We start from the raw sequence: 18,677 nt of genomic DNA on the forward strand, positions 1-18,677 counted from the left end.
GTATGACAATCAGCCATTTCTTTATTGATAGGCCTAAGTTTGCCATTGTCATATCCATTGTCATTACTCTGGTGGGTATTTTGGCATTAATCACACTGCCTATTGCTCAATATCCCGACATTACGCCTCCAATTGTTACTGTAACTGCAACTTTTCCCGGCGCAAGCCCGGAAATTTTAGAACGCACAGTTATCAAGCCCCTTGAAGATAATATCAACGGCGTTGAAGACATGATTTACATTTCGTCTTCTGCCGACACCACAGGCACAGCAACAACATCAATCACCTTTGCCCCCGGGACAGACCCTGACATAGCTCAAGTTAACGTGCAAAACCGCGTCTCACAGGCTGAACCGAATCTACCGGAACAGGTGCGCAGACTCGGTGTAAAAGTAAACAGACAGTCCACGACTATGCTACTCGGTGTCAGCCTCATATCGCCTGACAACAGTTTCTCCAGCTTATTCCTCAATAACTATGCCCAACAGTTTGTGGTGGATCCGCTCAAACGTATTAACGGGGTTTCCGATGTACAGATTTTCGGTTCCCCTTATTCAATGCGTATTTGGCTCGACCCGAGACTTATGGAATCATACCGTATGACTACGGCTGACGTACGGGACGCTCTGCAACAGCAAAATATTATTGTTGCAGCAGGCAATCTCGGCGGGGGGCCTAACATCCCGCAACAACAATTCAGATATACAGTTCAGGCTCAAGGTCGATTAATTACAGCAGAAGAATTTAACAATATTATCCTCAGGACATCGTCGAACGGAGCAATAGTACGCGTGAAAGATATCGGCCGCGCGGAACTCGGCGAAGAGTCCTACGACTTCCTCGCCAAACTGGACAACAAACCGCAGGCATTTGTTGTCGCCTATCAAACCAGTGACGGCAACGCTCTGGATATTGCCCAGAATATTTACAAAGAGATGGAAATCCTTTCCAAACAATTTCCGAAAGGTGTTGACTACCTTATTCCGTATGACACAACAATTTTCATCAAACGCTCTATTGATGAAGTTGTTACCACACTTCTTCAAGCTGTTGCCCTTGTTATTCTGGTAGTCTTTCTCTTCCTTCAAAACGTGCGGGCAACGTTCATTCCGACGGTGGCTATTCCCGTATCCCTTATTGGCACCTTTGCAGTCATGCAGGCACTGGGCTATTCAATTAACACAATTTCCTTATTCGGGCTGGTGTTGGCCATCGGGGTAGTAGTTGATGATGCCATTGTTGTCATTGAAAACGTCGAACGACACATGACAGAGTCCAAACTTCCCCCGAAAGAAGCTGCACGTATTGCCATGTCAGAAGTAACAAGTCCGGTTATCGCAACCACACTCGTTTTAATGGCGGTATTTGTTCCTGTTATGTTCATGCCCGGTATAACAGGCGGTCTGTATAAACAATTTGCTGTAACCATTACTGTATCTGTAATCATTTCATCTATTAACGCACTCACCCTCAGCCCTGCGTTATGTTCCCTCATTCTCAAGGAGGGACAACTGGAGCCAATTTCTTTCTTACGACCGATTGACCGTGCTATTAAATGGTCAACAGAACGATATGGAACCATCATTACGACAGTTTTACGCAAAGGCTTTCTTACGACGGTGGCAGTCATCGCTATCTTCGGATCCACAGGCTACCTGTACAAAACTACTCCAACCGCGTTTATTCCAAACGAAGATCAAGGATTCTTTTTTGTTGATGCACAGCTTCCCGAGGCTGCATCATTAAACAGAACCCAACGAGTACTGGGAGAAATAACAGACATTACAAAAAAGATTAGCGGTGTTGAACGGGTAATTACTGTTGCCGGACGTAGCTTTCTTTCCGGTAACTTATCTAATACCGGACTCATTATTGTCATGCTTGAAGACTGGGATCACAGACCGGATAAAACTTTACGGGACATTATGTCAGAAGCTGACAACTTATATAGAAATTACCCAGATGCTTCACTGAGATCATTCGAACTACCAGCCATTCCGGGAATCGGAACCACAAACGGTTTTGCATACCAGTTACAGGATACATTAAGCCGACCACCAGAAAATATTGCCAAGGTCGCACAACAGCTTGCCTTCAAAGCGACGCAAGATCCGGCAGTGCAGTTAGCGTATACAACATTCCGTACAGATGTTCCCCAGTATTTTTTGAATGTGGACAGAAACAAAGCCATGGTACTAGGAATATCCCTCGGAGAAATTTACGCTACACTACAAGCACAGTTCGGTTCCCTGTACGTAAACGACTTTGTGCGCCAAGGACAAATTTATCAGGTAAATATCCAAGCGGATGCAAAATACCGCTCTATACCTGAAGACTTCCGGCTATTCTACGTACGTAACGGCAAAGGAGAAATGGTTCCCATCAGTTCTGTTGCGTCAATTTCCCCCATTCTCGGTCCTGCGCAGGTATTTCACTACAACCTGTACAGTACAGTCGCTATCAATGGCAGTGCTGCCCCCGGCTACAGTTCCGGCGATGCAATTACTACAATGGAAAGGCTTTCTAAAGAGTTACCGCCCGGCTATACCTTCGAATGGACGGCACTTTCACTACAGGAAATCGAGGCAGGGAACCTTGCACCACTTATTTTCCTGCTATCCTTCACATTCGTGTACCTATTCCTTGTGGCACAGTACGAGAGCTGGATCATGCCTCTCGCTATTGTAGGCTCGGTTCCATTAGCAATTTTTGGTGCAATTACCGGTATCCACTACTGGGCACCGCTATTTGAATTGAACAACAATATCTACGCACAGGTCGGACTCGTTCTTCTGATCGGTATGGCTGCCAAGACGTCCATTCTTATTGTTGAATTCGCCATGGATAACTACAAAGAAGGAAAAACGGCTCAAGAAGCAGCCTTTACCGCAGCAAAATTACGTTTCCGTGCGGTACTTATGACAGCGTTATCCTTTGTGCTTGGCGTTTCCCCCCTAGTGGTGGCCTCCGGACCGGGCTCAGCGAGCAGACATTCCCTCGGTATCGCAGTAATGTGCGGCATGATTACCGCTACAGTCTTTGCACCGTTGCTCGTTCCGGGATTCTATTATCATCTGCAACGCTGGCTCGAATTTTTTGCGAAAAAGATGAGAGCGGCACAAAAAAACTCTACAGAAAAACCAGAAAGCAGCTCTTAATTTAATTTTTTTACGAGAAAAACATTTTTTTGTTGACGACGAAATGAGTTCAATATAAACACCCTTTTCGCAGCACGTCAGTCGTGCTTTCGACACAGCACTATTCGACCTTAACTACAGTTAAGGTCTTTATATATAGATGCTCTTGTAGCTCAGTCGGCAGAGCGCATCCTTGGTAAGGATGAGGTCAGCAGTTCAATCCTGCTCAAGAGCTCCACATTTTGCGGACAGCTTACTATGTAAGCTGTCCGCTTTTTTTTACCCATAAAAAATTTAGGCAAACGTGCGTTCCAGCTACGTTGCTAACCACCTGCCCGCAACACGGAGCGGATTCTTCTGCTTGGTCATGTTCCCAACATCCCCTTCTTACAGATAAAACAAACAGAAGAAGGCGGCGCCATAACTTACCCAACTATCCGGCTATGAACACACTAATGGTTCGCACAACTTTTACTGCGCTCATTCCTTATACATTTATCTTTGAAAAAAGTTTCTTCCCGCCCACGGCGGGGGGCGCTTAATTGTGGGAAGTTCAAACAACTTTCTTTTGTTTGCCACTTCTGCCATAATTGTCACAGAAAAAAACATCGGCATACATATGCCGATCTTATAAAAATGAGGATTGTATGGAAACTAAAGATTCAAACGGCAACGTTCTTAACGACGGTGACAACGTTCAGGTGATTAAAGACCTTAAAGTAAAAGGTGCTTCCATGACTCTAAAACGCGGAACCACTATTAAAAAAATTCGACTAACTTCTAATCCGGAACACGTTGAGTGCCGAGTAGGTAAAGGACAGATTGTTCTTAAGACCTGCTTCCTGAAAAAGGTATAGCGATTTTTCTACTCATATAGAAAAGACCGAACAACGAGTTGTCCGGTCTTTTTTCTATTTCTTTCAAATTTTTTAGCATGGGGTTCGTTGATACAAAAGGTAAAGGAGCCGCTGAGAGATGCAACGGCTCCCCTGTTGATCCATTTTCCCTACATATATACACCATGTCACAAAAACACCTGGCAGGTAAAAAACGCCATAACCTACCAAGGTTCTTAAAGGGGGCAATACTTCTTACAAAGTACTATAATGATGCGCACAGACTACTTTTATGGGCAAATGCTGGTATCACACGCCACATAATACTGTGCAGACATTTGTATATAAATGGACCGAACACTCTGTATTATATCTTAAAGCAGACAACCTACGAGAAAGCAACAAACTCGCTTACATGCGCTGCTACTCCGACAACGAATGCTGCATAATACATAATAATGTTGCTTAAACCACCTCCCTAAACAGGGAGGTCACACAGCCTTTCATATCCAGCAATGGGAGACTGAAATGAACGAAACGCTGCATGGAATATTAAAGACAATTATTACAACAGAATCTCCTGACTACTTATGGGAGAAGTTTGTTAGTTACACAAAACACATGGGGGTAGCTCAAATACACACATGGTTCAGTAATTCCAATAAAAATATTACGTATTTTTCTACTCTGCCCGACTGGTGCCAGAACCGTTATATTCAGCATGGTATGTTTGAATACGACCAAGTTCTGCCCCAACCGCTTACAGCCAATGGGCCATTATTGTATGGATGCAATAAAGAGATTCACAATCCTCTGCTTTGCAAAAAAGCACGAGAGCTTATCCAGATGGCCACGTCTGAATTCAACTATGGAAGCGGCATTACTATGCCGTCATTTTACAACAATAAATGTATAGGTGGTATTTGCATTTGCTTCCCAGAAACAGTCTCACAACTTAATGATGTACCGACTGACAAAGTATTAGAGCTACTCCTTGTGACATGTACTGCCCATGAACGGCTCTATGTTCTGACATCCAAAAATACGCACCCTATATCACTCACCCCACGTCAGCAGGAATGCCTCACGTGCCTTGCCTGTGGACTTAATCCGCAACAGATTGCAGATAAAATAGGTATAAGTCACCATACGGTAAAAATGCATATTGATTCTGCAAAAGAGCGCCTTGGCGCTACTACACGAATTCAGGCAGTCGCCAAAGCACTTACAGCAGGGCTTATCACCATATCTTAAAACAAATTAATCGTGATACGAATTTCAAAAAAAAAAGCCTGAATGAAAAAACATTCAGGCTTTTTTTTGAAATTTCTGGACTAAATAGTATACGCAACCCTTATAGCTAAGCCAATAAGGACTATTCCGGTTAATCGATCCACAAGCACAGCGCGGGCTTTAATCTTTTCCAGTACACTTTGTCTGGTAAGTAAAAAACTGACTATAGTGTACCACACCCCATCAATCAGCATCGGGGTTGCAACAACAATTGCTCTGCTTTCAGATGCATGGCTAGCCGCTACAAACTGACTGAACAACGCTAAAAAAAACAGAGCCAGCTTGGGATTTAACATCGAAATCATAGCGCCGTCACGTGCAGATTCAAATAATGAAGTCTGTCTTCCTGCTGTCAATTTCGCAGCAAAACCGCCTTTGGACTGTACTGCTTTAAAGCCCAACCAAAAAAGATAGGCAGCACCAAGATACGCAATCCCTCTGAACAAAGAAGGATTATGCTGCAAGACAATCGCCAGCCCCAATACAGACGCCAACGCATACATACCTACGCCCAACGCATGTGCCCATGCTGCAGCGACACCATTTTTCCAGCTGCCACCAAGACAATTTTTTGCAACAACCGCAAGACTTGGCCCAGGGGACATCGCTCCAAGAATACATATTAATGCCAAAGAAAACCAAACACTTAACGCCATAATCTATCTCCAAAAGACTTAATATGTATACAATTTATTGTTTACCGGCACGTGCGCACAGGTAAGCTAATTTTCTATGTGGTGCATAAAAACTTTGCAAATGACAATTTGGAATTGTCAGTATTCTTTAACCACAATACACTGCGCCATATTGAATTTACAGCGCAATTTGCGCTATTACCATCTCTGAAAACAATCGACCATTCAAACTACAGGGAATTACAATGAAAATAGTAACACTGCTCGGTAGCGCCAGAACAACCGGTAACACAGCAACAATACTCGGTTGGGTGGAAGATGAATTACGCACCTTGGGTCATGACGTAGAGCGCATTAATCTGACAAAAAAAAATATAAAACCATGCCTTGGCTGTGCCAAGTGCAAAGAATCTGAAACAGAAATCAATTGTGTTCAGAAAGATGATGCAGAAGAAATTTTGCAGAAAATGATTGATGCAGATGTGACCGTATTCTCTTCTCCAACTTATTTCTGGGGCTATACTGCGTCGGTCAAAGCACTCATGGACAGAAGCTGGAGTCTTGTCACTAACTACAAAAAGCCAAACCATGCTTCTTTGCTTGAAGGAAAACGTCAAGGCGTGATCCTTACCGGCGGAAGTGACTATGAGAATAATGCTGAAGGATTAGTTTTTGCGTTCAACAAACTTCAGGGATTCTACAAGACCCAGAATGCCGGCGAACTGTTTGCAGGTAAATGCACCATCGACGGCAACCGCCCTGAAGATGCAGAAAAACGCGCCATTACTTTTGCACGCAACCTTGTTTCCTAACTTACGATCCAGTCAATATAGAAAAAAACATTGAAATAAGAAAAAGATAACGAGAGACAAACTAAAGGACGTTTTTTGTCTGTAGAAGCACTCTTGTTACTTCAAGTTAATAAAGCCCCCTCTGATAAATGTCAGAGGGGGCTTTTAATTCTTTTGCCAACCTTTCTTTTCGGACAAATACGTTAAAGACATTACATTGTGATCCAATTCACAAGTCTTTTTTATATTATTACTAAAAGTTGATCACTTTCCCAAAAAACAGCACCAGCTTGTTAATAAATTCACAATGCAAAAAAACTATTACAATATAACCATAACCTTCTAATAAACTTTGAGCTCCTAATGCAAAATTCTCTTCACAAGATATACACCGAAACATCACAATGTATTATCGAGCATGTACATGGGCACTACGTGTGCACCACAATAGAAGCACAGTGATGGAGGTCACACTATGAAACTGTTTTGGAAACTTTCTCTTCCCCAAATAACACTGGTACCGATACTCGGTGTTATAAGTTACTACCTTATTAGCAACTGTTTTATAGCTATCGAACAACAGAATTTAGATTATATTATTAACGATACATTTACTTCTATCGAAAAAAATATTGAGCAGGTAAGCATCACTGCACAAGAAGCTGCATCACTTTTTGCACATTCTCCAGAAGTCATCAGAGCTTACAAGATAGCTCACACAGGGGATATTGATGATGCGAACTCAGAAAAATCCCAGCAGGCTCGCGCAATGCTGCGAGAAGAACTTGCACCGCAGCTTAAAAGCTACAAAATGACTACCGGTCAAAAGTTAAAGCTCCACTTCCACCTTCCAAATGGCAGAAGTCTTGTCCGTCTCTGGCGTGCAAAACAAGCAAAAAAGAACGGCAAGTGGGTCGATATTTCAGATGATATTTCTTCATTCCGCCAAACAGTACTTGATGTAAACAGCACAGGCTCCCCAGTACATGGGATTGAGCTTGGACGCGGCGGATTTGTTATGCGTGGAATTGTTCCAGTCAGAGACAACAACGGTACAACACTTGGCTCTGCGGAAGTTCTTAAGAGCTTTTCTTCTGTCTTTACTATAGCAAAGCAAAAGAATATCCCCGTGATGCTCTTCATGGACAAAAAATTTCTCAACATAACAACACGCCTTAATGATTCTTCAAAATATCCTTCAGTCTACAACACAATCCTCGTAAACCCGACAGCAGAAAACCAGCCGCTTGTAAACATGGTTTCTGAACAATTTCTTACCACAGCCTCACGTCAAAAGACGTCCATGTCCATGGGGAATTACACTCTTATCGGCTCTCCAATGCTTGACTACAAAGGGCAGCGCATCGGCACGCTTATCGGTGCCATTGATTCTTCAGAAGCGCTCAGTCTCGCGAACAAGGCAAACATGTCACTGATAACCACACTTGCTGCTATCCTCCTGCTGCCACTTCTGGGCATGATAGTTGTTCTCAAAAAATACATCACAACTCCACTAGGCAGCATCACAACAAAAATCCAGATGCTCGCAGAAGATAAAGCTGACCTTCAACAACGCATAATCATTAATCAAAAAGATGAGGTTGGCGACCTTACCCTCTGGTTCAACAACCTAATGGAACGCCTCACAACCATGCTGAACGAAATGGAACAATTCAAAAACGTACTGAATACCGTTCCAGATCCAATTATAGCGGTTGATGATAATTTCAATTTACTGCTCGCCAACAAAGCAGTGGAAGACGCAGCAGGCACTGACCAACAGGGGCTCATGTGTCTACGCTGTCATGATGTTTTCAATACCGAAGTTTGCTCGACATCCAACTGTCCTATTGAGCAGGCAAAACGTACACAAAAACGGGTTGTAGCAGATATTATCAGCATACAGGGCAAAAACGGGCCTGAGTTCATTCAACCAGTCGCAGATATTTTGTATGATACTCAAGGAAATCGTGCTGGATACGTTGAAATTGCCCGCAACGTTACTGACCTTGTTCTCTCTGAACGGAAAATCAACCAACAGCTTTCCAAAATTGAAATAGTTTACGAAGGCACAAAAGACGCTTCACACGCCCTGCTCGATTCCGTGGCATCGCTTGAAGCACAAATGACTGACGTTTCCGGTGCAATTGATTCACAGCAGATGCGCATTCGGGAAACATCCACCGCTATGGAACAAATGAACGTTGCCGTTATCGAAGTCGCACGCGGTGCTTCGTTGGCTGCTCAGCAGGCAGAAGCCACTCGGACTCGTGCTGAACAGGGTGCGGGCATTGTTTCAAACGCTATCGAATCTATTACAAGCCTGCATCAGCATGCCACCTCAATGAATACCGCTATGACCCAGCTGGGTACTCAAGCGGATGAAATTGGTACAGTTCTGAGTGTAATCTCAGATATTGCAGATCAGACTAACCTGCTTGCCTTAAATGCTGCAATCGAAGCCGCGCGTGCCGGGGAAGCAGGAAGGGGATTTGCCGTCGTTGCTGATGAAGTACGAAAACTTGCAGAAAAGACCATGCAGGCAACACAGGAAGTCAACACCGCCATTTCCGCAATTCAGCAACATGCCGTCACATCAATGCAAACAACTCAGGATACTATGAAGCTTGTAGACACTGCTACATCTTTCGCAAACGAATCCGGCAATGCCCTTTCCGAAATTGTCGGTCTTGCAAATGAGTCTGCCAGTCAAATTGGAACCATTGCAACAGCTGCAGAAGAACAGTCCTCAACTTCTGAGCATGTTACCCGAGCAATGGACGACATTAACATCCTTGTAGGAAGCGTTACAGCAGAAATGCAAGAGTCTGCTCAAAACGTTAAGGATCTATCAAGACTGGCTCAACAGCTGGATTCACTATCCAGTCAGTAGCTCCCGAACTGCAAACGCAGTCACATTGAGAAGCCCCGCATAGTCTACTATGCGGGGCTTCGTGTATGTTAACACCCTGCGCGACCTAAATTAGCCACTAGCCGCTTACATAAGGCAGGGTTCGGACACAGCCTTAATAAGGTTTTGTGCAGAGTATATATTCATTATAGTACTTGAATCCATATGCAGTGTTTTGCAGGTCGGAACTCGTTGCATATTGTTTATGAGTCAGAACACGGCAGTTGCACGGCAATCTATGTCCATAACGCTTTACCATCATCCACCTTCTGCACATTGGAACCGCCTGAGCTCTACAATATCCCGGAACCATTGGGCGGACAACAACAGCCCCGCAAGGGGCAACCCGGTACATACCGTAATCAACCACCTGATATTCAACGGGAACATGCCTCCTCATTACTACAACTTTCTGGGCAAATGAGTACGTCACAGTTGAAAAAATCAATGCTGCAATTACAAATGCAATAGCAATAAGCTTTTCTTGTCGCATAATTTTCTCCTTTTATACCAACATTCCGAACTGTTGCAGCAGCTTAATACGATTATAGATAAAGGGACTTTCTACAACGCTGCAAGTAACTAGTATTTTTAAATCTAGTAACCATTGCTACAACAAACAGAACGAACATGTCGCGCTCCACATAACAGTTTTCATCGCTATTGTAGCAAAGAGTCCAGCTTGCTCAATAGAATTTCGGCTGTTTTCTTCCCTGCAGTTAAAAGCTCATGAAATACTGACTCCTTTTGGCATTATATTTTTTTTTCAGTGTCGGAGTGCCCTCATCATTCACACAGAAATGAAAAATGCAACGTAACACCCTGTATTAAATAGAAAAATACAACAAAAAACATATTTATATCTAACACAACATCCTAATTTATTTTTTGATTGTTTTCTTGGTTCACTGTTGCCTATTTTCCCAACCACGTTATTGCGTATCCCCCGCCATCCTATTTGCTAAGCAAACAAAAAAAGCCCCCTCAGTGGGGGCACCGTTGCAACTATGCCTGCACAATAACAGCCGACTATGCTTTTTCATAACTTCGAGAACGTGAATTTCGCTCCTTCCGCCACACGTGGGCTTATATCCACATTTTTCTGGATAAAAAAACTGTCGCTCTTTAGCCGGGTATTAGAAGGGATAAAAGTAAAGCTGTAAGATCTACGTTATAATGAATCCAGCATATAACAACTATCGCTTATATACTTTGTATCTTTATACTCATCATAAAAACTTAATACTACGATAATATTACTTTTTTTATCACACTCCAAGATTATTCTAATACTTCTGTGCAGATCTTTTAGCATTTTATACAAAAAATACGAGCATATAAGATAAAAAGAAAAACCTACTACAGTGACCAGTTACAAGATCACATATATAGTAAATATTTCCTAAAAGTTACTTTCCCCATTGATAAAATTATATTCCAAGGTTGATTGAACGCCTTACTATGGTACATTGACATAGTAGAAATCCACAAAAAAACAGTACGCAATGCACTATTACATTACATACTAAACAATTACTGCAATGATGATGCAGTAAAAATAGATGTTTTTAATGTTTTGTATACAGATTACATAGAGTTGCGTGCTGAACTAAGGAGATGAGACATGACAAGTAGAATTACCTTGCTCGCTTTTGCGCTCGTTTTGGTGACAGCTACTTTCGCAAGCGCAATGCCTACAACAACCGTCATTTGTCAAAAAACAACGACGGTTCAACCAATGATGATGGATTCAAAAACATCCTTCTTACACGCAATGCGTGGTACGGGATACCTCCCGCCAACCATGATGTTTACACATGTATATACCCCTCAGGGTGTGCGTGTAGTACAACTACCTCGTATGGGAATGCATCCGAGAATGTCAGGATGTTCAAAACTCAACATGCGTGCCCGCTATCAGCCGGCACCATATCAAGCCGTGTATACTCAAAAAGACGGCAGATTTGTCATGTACAGAGTACCTGCCAAAATGCGTACCGCACCGGTAATGACGCAGTTAGGCCCTAACATGCATCCTCAAATGATGAGTCCGCAACAAATGAGCCCAATGATTCGAGGCGTAATGATGCCATAACGTATTCGACAACATACCAGCAAAAAAGAAAGGGTTCCCTGCGCATGCAAGGAACCCTTTTTGTTATTTTTATTACAGCTGACAGCTATTAATCACGAGGCTTGCCAAGGTAAATGGCCATTGTGCCAGCAAAGGCAAGAATCAGACAGTACCAGTTGCTCACGGCGATATCCACAGGAGATACCTTAGCAAGAGAACCGGCAAGCAGAACCTGCGCCGCGTATGGAACTAATCCCTGCACAACACAGGAGAAGATATCAAGCAAGCTTGCACTGCGTTTAGCGGAAATACCGCTGCGCTTTGCAATTTCTTTTGCCATGCCACCAGAAAGGATAATTGCGACAGTGTTGTTCGCAATACATCCATCGGCAAGTGCAGCCAAAGCAGCAATACTAAATTCACCAGCTTTTTTGCTTTCTTCAGTTTTACTAAAACGCTTCGCAATACCACCAATCTTACGAACAAGCCATATGAGGCCTCCGTTATGACGGATAAGCTCACCAAGGCCGCCCACAAGAATGGAAAGAACGAGAATTTCGTGCATCCCCACAAAGCCGCTGTAGATATCTTTACTGAGTGTAAGCAGGGAGTAATCCGGCACAGAAACAAGCCCCACAGCACCCGCAAGAATGATACCTGTTGTAAGTACAATAAATACGTTCACGCCAGCCACAGCTAATCCAAGAATGGCAAGATATGGAAGAACCTTAAAGAATTGCCACGTGCCAGCATCCGCAACAGCGCCAGTAGAACCGGAGATAGCGTAAAGAATAATGGTCACGACCGCTGCGGGCAACGCAATCAGAAGGTTCATACGGAACTTATCACGCATATTACAGCCCTGAGTACGGGTAGCAGCAATAGTTGTGTCAGAAATCATAGAGAGGTTATCGCCAAACATCGCACCACCGACAACTGCACCCATAAGCAGAGCAATAGACATATCGGAATGTGCCGCAACACCGGCAGCAATCGGACCGATAGCTGCGATGGTACCCATAGAAGTGCCCATTGCCGTAGCTACAAATGCGGCGATCACAAATAAGCCGGGCAGCACAAGAGAAGCAGGAACTAAAGAAAGCCCCATGCTTACAGTTGCATCTACACCACCAACCGCTTTTGCTACAGCGGCAAAACCACCGGCAAGCAGGTAAATGACACACATGGTCATAATGTTTACGTCACCAGCACCTTTAAGGAAGATAGTAATTTTTTCCTCAAAAGACTCTCTGCCCATCCACAATGCAACCATGATTCCAGGAATCACGGCTACTGTTGCTGAAAGCTGGTAAAACGCCATAGATACGCCAGACATCATCAGAATAGAGCCTGTGCCGATAAAAAGCACCAGAAAAATTACAAGGGGGAGTAAGGCAACACCATTACCCTGCTGAGCCTCTGTTGTGTGCGTATTGTCTAACAAACTCATCTCTTCAATTTCCTTATTTCTACAACAATTTATCCATCTAACGTCACCTGCCCTTACCGGAGCAAGCAACATTGGTTGTGCCTTCATTCATTACAATTAGAGCACTCTCGACAACTGATGAGCCAGTCTTAGACACACTTTGATTTTCTGTCCACTTACAATATTGTCAAAAAAGACTTTTTTTGCATAGCAATATACTGTTTTTACACCTAATTCACTTAATTTGGATATAGTGAAATTATTTTTTCGATTTATTTAGATTTCTTGAAATAGTGTACTCCCTCTGTTCCCACTTTTTTCTCCTTGCCAAATATTATTTGGTTATATAAACAGTTCCCCATAATTTCGGATGACGGTTGCAGGAGAGTGTGTCGCAAGACACCGCCGAAGAAGTAAATCTTTCAGGCAAAAGGACTGCTTCCCGACGAGCCTCTGGAGAGACTTCGCATGTTGCGGAGCACCGAAGGAGCAAACCTTGCTGTGCAGGGTGAAACTCTCAGGTACAAAGGACAGAGTTGTGTAGTAGCACAGGCATACTCAATGCGTGTGGTCATGCATATCCAATCGCTTCCGCTCAGAGACTCATCTCATCCATCCTGATTAATTCATTTTTTAGGAGACGAGATGCAAAACATCACAGAACTGCTCAACACAATGGATTCCCTGGTATGGGGACCACCGCTTCTTATTCTGCTCGTAGGAACTGGACTTTTTCTTACCTTTCGCCTCGGCGCACTACAGGTTGTCCACCTACCAAAAGCATTAAAACTCGTTTTTTCCCCTTCTTCGCGTAAAACATCCAGCAACACTGGAGACGTTTCTCCATTTGCTGCATTATGCACGGCTCTTTCCGCTACCATCGGTACTGGTAACATTGTCGGTGTAGCCACTGCGATCACTGCAGGCGGCCCGGGAGCACTTTTCTGGATGTGGGTTGCTGCATTCTTCGGCATGGCAACCAAATATGCAGAAGCGCTGCTTGCCATTAAATACCGCGTCATAGATGAAAACGGCCAGATGGCCGGCGGTCCTATGTACTACCTTGAACGCGGCTTAAATAACAAACTGCTCGCACAAATGTTTGCACTCTTCGGCATTGGTGTTGCATTTTTCGGCATCGGAACCTTTGCACAGGTAAACGCCATTGCAGATGCTGCAATGCTTACCTTTGATGCACCAGTCTGGGTTACAGCAACAATACTTACCATCCTTGTTACTATCGTCACTCTCGGTGGAATTCGTTCTATCGCTGCTGTAGCCAGTCGAGTTGTTCCATTCATGGCCGTACTCTACATAATTACATCCATCTCAGTAATTTTGCTGAACCTTTCCGAAATTCCTGCTGTAATCAGTCTTATTATCGACAGCGCATTCAACCCGGCCGCGGCATTCGGTGGTGCAACAGGTATTACCGTACTCATGGTAATGCGCAATGGTGTTGCCCGCGGTGTATTCTCGAACGAATCCGGTCTCGGTTCAGCGCCTATCGCAGCAGCGGCAGCACAGACTGACTCCTGCGTACGTCAGGGACTTATCGCCATGACAGGTACATTCTTCGACACCATCATCGTATGCACTATGACAGGTATTGTTATCGTTCTTACAGGCGCATGGAACACTCCAGGGCTTGCAGGTGCAGCCATGACTAACTCTGCATTTGCAATGGGTCTAAACAGCGACGTTGGTAAATACGCTGTTACCATCGGCCTCATGTTCTTTGCATTTACCACCATCATCGGCTGGAACTACTACGGCGAACGTTGCACTGCGTACCTCTTCGGCGTTAAAGCTATCAAGCCGTACCGCTTTATCTACATTGCGCTTATTGCTTGCGGTGCTTTCCTCAAGCTCGAACTCATCTGGGTTCTTGCAGATATCGTGAATGGCCTTATGGCTATCCCGAACCTTATCGGTTTGCTCGGTCTGTCCGGCGTAGTAGTCAATGAAACCCGTGAATTCTTTGCAAAAGAAAACGCTCAGAAAGCAACAGCCGGTGCTGTTCTTACCGAAATGTAATTACAACTTTTTTGAGACAGCACCTCATACAGTTAGCACTGGTCTATCGTTCTCTACTCTTTTACTTTCCTGTTAGACTAGCAGTTTCATCCCAGATGCTGTTCTCAAAAATACGACAGGGATGCATTCGCATAAGCGAGTGCATCCCTGTTTTTGTCTTCGTCGACTCTCTGACCGAAAAAGGCTCTGCCCTACCCCCGTTAGGGGACGCCCCTTGACCGCGAATTAATACACCTGCTGTTCTTTGGAAATAATAGGCCGCTCCCACACACAATTCATAAGTGCTTTTTTGAAAAAACGGCTACGGGGAACGTAATCTTCAAAATGCTCACAGGTAAGATCGAATACTTTACGCATGTGTGCATCATCAAACCGATCACCGTACTTTTCAACCATAGCCGCCCGCACTTCTTTCCACAGATCAGAATCTGTTTTATCAGGCCAAATTTTTTCTTCAGACATATCCAGCCCCTCCTATATAAATTTTAAAGCTTCTCGATAACGAGTAAGTGTTCTTTGTTTAATTCTTTATTCGGAAAATCATATCGTCCCACACGGAAATCTTTCCACGATAACGTCGCCGCCCACGCCTGAATCTCATCACCTTCGGCGCTGCCGCCTTCATGCCCTGTATATATATGTACTGTGACCACACCGTTTGCCGCCAACATAGGGAGCAACGCCTGCAGAGAAGCAATCGTCGTATGGGCACGGGTAATGACAGCATGGTCACTCCCCGGAAGGTAGCCCAAGTTGTACATAGCGCCTGCAACGACGGTTTCTTCCGGAAGTCTTTCCGCTACCTTTTCGTGTCCATCGTGGAACAGCGTAACGCGCTCTGCCATCGATGCACTTTCAAGCCGTTCCTGAGCATTCGCAAGTCCAGACGCCTGCACGTCGAAACCGTACACGTGACCTTTTTCACCGACAAGTTCCGCAAGAAACAATGTATCGTGACCATTACCAACAGTTCCGTCGACAGCCACAGCTACGGTTTCCGTGTCGTTCCAGCTTGCAGCAACCTGCTGCCAAATTAATTTTGTAAACTGTAATATAGAAGGAATGTGCCTAGGCCGCATAGTTTCTCCTGCGTGCTGCAATCGAGCTAATCTTTTCCTGTAAATTATCTCCTCAAACTACGTGAACTTAAAAATAATCACAATATAGCCATCCGGCTGCTCAAAAAAAGTACACACTTTAAAATATGTGCTCTTTGTGCAAAAACTGCAACTTGTGCACACCACTTATTGCACAAGTTGCACAATCAATGAATTACAAAAAGAGTACAATCAATTGATTTTACACACTTATTTTTTTGGCACACTCCATGCTATAAAGAAAATAACAAACGAAACCAATCACACACACTCCGTGGTTGTTAATATAAAGAGCAATAAAAGTATCCATCTAACGATCCAGCATCGTTAACACTAAGAATGTGTTAAAGCACACCTCTTTAAAGTAGACGACTGAAACACCTACTCCCGTTGGGGGCGGCAGGCATGCCGCCCCCCTTAGAAAAAAAACGCCCACACGTTACATATAAAATTTCACCATCTTCCCTTTTAGCTCCAGCACTGTTTTGAGCAGGAACAGTAGACCGGAGGGGAATAAAAAAACGAGAAGTGCAGAGCAGGCACTTCTCGTTTTTTTTATGCGTGTCGGGTAAAATCCTATAGAAAGGATCAACATTGTAACTACGGAATGTTATACAAAGATACTTTTGTTATATAATGCTCACATCGCGTTCTCGTTCTTGCCCTACCCAGTATCATTAAGGTACACCTCATTTCGTTCTGGCTATACGCCACAAAAATTGCAGAAAACGGTACTTGGATACAATGAATAACACTACGCTATATCTTGCCCCTCGGGGATTTGAAAAAGAGCTTGAAAAAGAGCTTACAAATATTGTTGCACACAAGGGTCGCCTGTTCATCGCTAAAGGCGGCGTGCAGAAAGCCATATGGGCACAAAACATTTGGCTGAACCCAGTCGAAATCCCTATTGCTTCAATCGGGGACGCTGCAAAACAGCTAAAAGCCATCCAACGAAACTGGTGGCTGCACAGCGTGGATAACCACCGCAGAGCAAAACTTATTCAAGCCAAGTTGCCGCATGTATCTGGAAAACGCATTGAATATGGTGCACCAAAGCCAACCGCTCCATTAGGCTCATGGACTCTCTGGGAACCTGACACCATTATCGCGGCAAGTCGTTGCACCAGCCCATACCCTGATGGCGAATTAAATTTTGTAGAAGATAAGGAAACCTCTCCAACGCGAGCCTATCTCAAGCTATGGGAACTTTTCACCATACTTGAGCGCAGCCCGAAAAAAGGCGAACTCTGTCTTGATCTCGGAAGCTGTCCCGGAGGCTGGACGTGGGTTATTGCAAACACAGGTGCCCATGTTTTCAGCATTGATAAAGCAGAAATTCATCCTCGAATCGGCTCTATGCCCAATGTAAATTTCTGCACCGGCAGCGCATTCGGGCTTGATCCACGCCATGCAGGGGAAATAGACTGGCTCTTCAGTGACGTTATCTGCTATCCGGAACGCCTGTACACTCTTGTTGAACGCTGGCTCGAACACGGTGAATGCCGTAACTTTGCCTGCACCATCAAGTTTCAGGCCGAAACAGATTATGAAACATTAGAAAAATTCAAACAAATTCCGAACTCAAAAATTATCCATCTCTCATGCAACAAGCATGAAGTAACATGGGTTAAGCTTGAAGAATGGGATAAGTAGCGGACGTTGCTACAAGCTAACAGCCAGCTATTGGACTAATGAAAAAAATCCGTTGCAGCGTATAAGCGCTGCAACGGATTTTTTATTTTTATACTTTTTTGATAGCTGTCAAATAGTGCAAAACGGTTGCATGATGCTGTAGAAAACTTTACTCAAAAAAGACAGACTGGCTAAACAAGACGCAACGGGACAGGTGTTTCGCTTAGCTTTTACGTAACCATATCGGTATATAAAAAAGAAAACGGGCATACAAGACAACCCTCTGTGATAATAGGAGACGTGCATGCATGTTTTCACCCTGCCACAAACGTTACTAATTCTTATCGTTGCAGGATTCATTACTGTTGTAATCCTCTCTCGGCTTACCCCCGATGACCAAAGTCTTTCAGGGGCGGCAGACATATTGCGTATGCACATTCGTCATGCCCAAACATTTTCCCAGTCCTACAAGCACATATATGGCCTGCAAAGCATCCAGAATATCGGTTACGTTCTATTCGAAACTTCTCCTGAAAATATTTCGAAGCTCCCCGGAACAGAAGATATCTATCGACTCAAGGGCAGCATTACCATTTCGAGTTTTACCCTCTACTTCAATAAAGAGGGAACTCCATGTACCGACCTTACCGGAAGTACACCACTTCCGCACGATCTGACCATTACCTTGCAAGACGGTATCAAATCTGAAACGATCACCGTCATGCCGCATAACGGGTTTATAGCTTAAAAAAAGTACTTACGAGTCGAGTTTATGGTTTAGATAACTTCGCAGGTTATGCTT

The 18,677-nt window shown here is 44.0% G+C and carries 14 protein-coding genes, 1 tRNA gene and 2 riboswitches; of the genes, 10 read left to right on the top strand and 5 right to left on the bottom strand.

Translation table 11 applies throughout. The annotated features are described in order from the left end of the window. The first annotated feature begins 2 nt into the window (after positions 1-2). The 4 genes from F461_RS0105030 to F461_RS19160 all read left to right on the top strand — a co-directional run bounded on the left by F461_RS0105030 (position 3) and on the right by F461_RS19160 (position 5,227). Complete coding sequence (locus F461_RS0105030; protein WP_020000064.1) at positions 3-3,158, top strand: efflux RND transporter permease subunit; 3,156 nt, start codon at positions 3-5, stop codon at positions 3,156-3,158. A 141-nt stretch (positions 3,159-3,299) separates the two neighbouring features. Continuing rightward, positions 3,300-3,375, top strand: a tRNA-Thr gene (locus tag F461_RS0105035). A 409-nt stretch (positions 3,376-3,784) separates the two neighbouring features. Next, a complete protein-coding gene (locus tag F461_RS0105040) occupies positions 3,785-3,994 on the top strand; it encodes an alkylphosphonate utilization protein (protein ID WP_020000065.1) in 210 nt (69 codons plus the stop codon). A gap of 507 nt (positions 3,995-4,501) precedes the next feature. Further along, complete coding sequence (locus tag F461_RS19160; RefSeq protein WP_020000066.1) at positions 4,502-5,227, top strand: helix-turn-helix transcriptional regulator; 726 nt, start codon at positions 4,502-4,504, stop codon at positions 5,225-5,227. 80 nt (positions 5,228-5,307) lie between these two features. On the opposite strand, the gene F461_RS0105050 is transcribed toward F461_RS19160, so the two are convergent. Continuing rightward, on the bottom strand, positions 5,308-5,922 hold the full coding sequence (locus F461_RS0105050) for a LysE family translocator (RefSeq protein WP_020000067.1): 615 nt from the start codon (positions 5,920-5,922) through the stop codon (positions 5,308-5,310). A 224-nt stretch (positions 5,923-6,146) separates the two neighbouring features. Between F461_RS0105050 and F461_RS0105055 the strand changes: the two genes are divergently transcribed. Together F461_RS0105055 and F461_RS0105060 are read left to right on the top strand one after the other, a co-directional pair. Next, positions 6,147-6,713, top strand: a complete 567-nt coding sequence (locus F461_RS0105055) for a flavodoxin family protein (protein WP_020000068.1) — start codon at positions 6,147-6,149, stop codon at positions 6,711-6,713. Positions 6,714-7,167: 454 nt separating this feature from the next. After that, positions 7,168-9,585: a methyl-accepting chemotaxis protein gene (locus tag F461_RS0105060; RefSeq protein ID WP_020000069.1), complete on the top strand. Its 2,418-nt coding sequence runs from the start codon at positions 7,168-7,170 to the stop codon at positions 9,583-9,585. Between the two features lie 133 nt (positions 9,586-9,718). On the opposite strand, the gene F461_RS0105065 is transcribed toward F461_RS0105060, so the two are convergent. Beyond that, on the bottom strand, positions 9,719-10,096 hold the full coding sequence (locus tag F461_RS0105065) for a hypothetical protein (protein ID WP_020000070.1): 378 nt from the start codon (positions 10,094-10,096) through the stop codon (positions 9,719-9,721). A 1,131-nt stretch (positions 10,097-11,227) separates the two neighbouring features. Between F461_RS0105065 and F461_RS0105070 the strand changes: the two genes are divergently transcribed. Next, on the top strand, positions 11,228-11,698 hold the full coding sequence (locus tag F461_RS0105070; protein WP_020000071.1) for a hypothetical protein: 471 nt from the start codon (positions 11,228-11,230) through the stop codon (positions 11,696-11,698). An 88-nt stretch (positions 11,699-11,786) separates the two neighbouring features. On the opposite strand, the gene F461_RS0105075 is transcribed toward F461_RS0105070, so the two are convergent. Continuing rightward, positions 11,787-13,127: a Na+/H+ antiporter NhaC family protein gene (locus F461_RS0105075; RefSeq protein WP_020000072.1), complete on the bottom strand. Its 1,341-nt coding sequence runs from the start codon at positions 13,125-13,127 to the stop codon at positions 11,787-11,789. A 349-nt stretch (positions 13,128-13,476) separates the two neighbouring features. After that, positions 13,477-13,554, top strand: a riboswitch (glycine riboswitch). 3 nt (positions 13,555-13,557) lie between these two features. Further along, a riboswitch (glycine riboswitch) is annotated at positions 13,558-13,642 on the top strand. Positions 13,643-13,751: 109 nt separating this feature from the next. On the opposite strand from F461_RS0105075, the gene F461_RS0105085 reads away from it, so the two are divergent. Continuing rightward, on the top strand, positions 13,752-15,143 hold the full coding sequence (locus tag F461_RS0105085) for an alanine/glycine:cation symporter family protein (RefSeq protein ID WP_020000074.1): 1,392 nt from the start codon (positions 13,752-13,754) through the stop codon (positions 15,141-15,143). Between the two features lie 225 nt (positions 15,144-15,368). On the opposite strand, the gene F461_RS0105090 is transcribed toward F461_RS0105085, so the two are convergent. After that, positions 15,369-15,605 carry a hypothetical protein gene (locus tag F461_RS0105090; RefSeq protein ID WP_020000075.1) on the bottom strand — a complete coding sequence of 79 codons (237 nt, stop codon included), beginning with the start codon at positions 15,603-15,605 and terminating at the stop codon, positions 15,369-15,371. Between the two features lie 23 nt (positions 15,606-15,628). Continuing rightward, positions 15,629-16,222 (bottom strand): tRNA 5-(aminomethyl)-2-thiouridylate-methyltransferase MnmM, encoded by a 594-nt coding sequence (gene mnmM / locus F461_RS0105095; protein WP_020000076.1) that lies wholly within the window; start codon positions 16,220-16,222, stop codon positions 15,629-15,631. Positions 16,223-16,984: 762 nt separating this feature from the next. Between mnmM and F461_RS0105100 the strand changes: the two genes are divergently transcribed. Both F461_RS0105100 and F461_RS0105105 read left to right on the top strand, forming a co-directional pair. Continuing rightward, on the top strand, positions 16,985-17,896 hold the full coding sequence (locus tag F461_RS0105100) for an SAM-dependent methyltransferase (protein ID WP_020000077.1): 912 nt from the start codon (positions 16,985-16,987) through the stop codon (positions 17,894-17,896). Between the two features lie 283 nt (positions 17,897-18,179). Next, on the top strand, positions 18,180-18,623 hold the full coding sequence (locus F461_RS0105105) for a hypothetical protein (RefSeq protein ID WP_020000078.1): 444 nt from the start codon (positions 18,180-18,182) through the stop codon (positions 18,621-18,623). Positions 18,624-18,677 lie beyond the last annotated feature (54 nt).

The organism is Halodesulfovibrio aestuarii DSM 17919 = ATCC 29578, from assembly GCF_000384815.1.
Lineage (GTDB): Bacteria > Desulfobacterota > Desulfovibrionia > Desulfovibrionales > Desulfovibrionaceae > Halodesulfovibrio > Halodesulfovibrio aestuarii.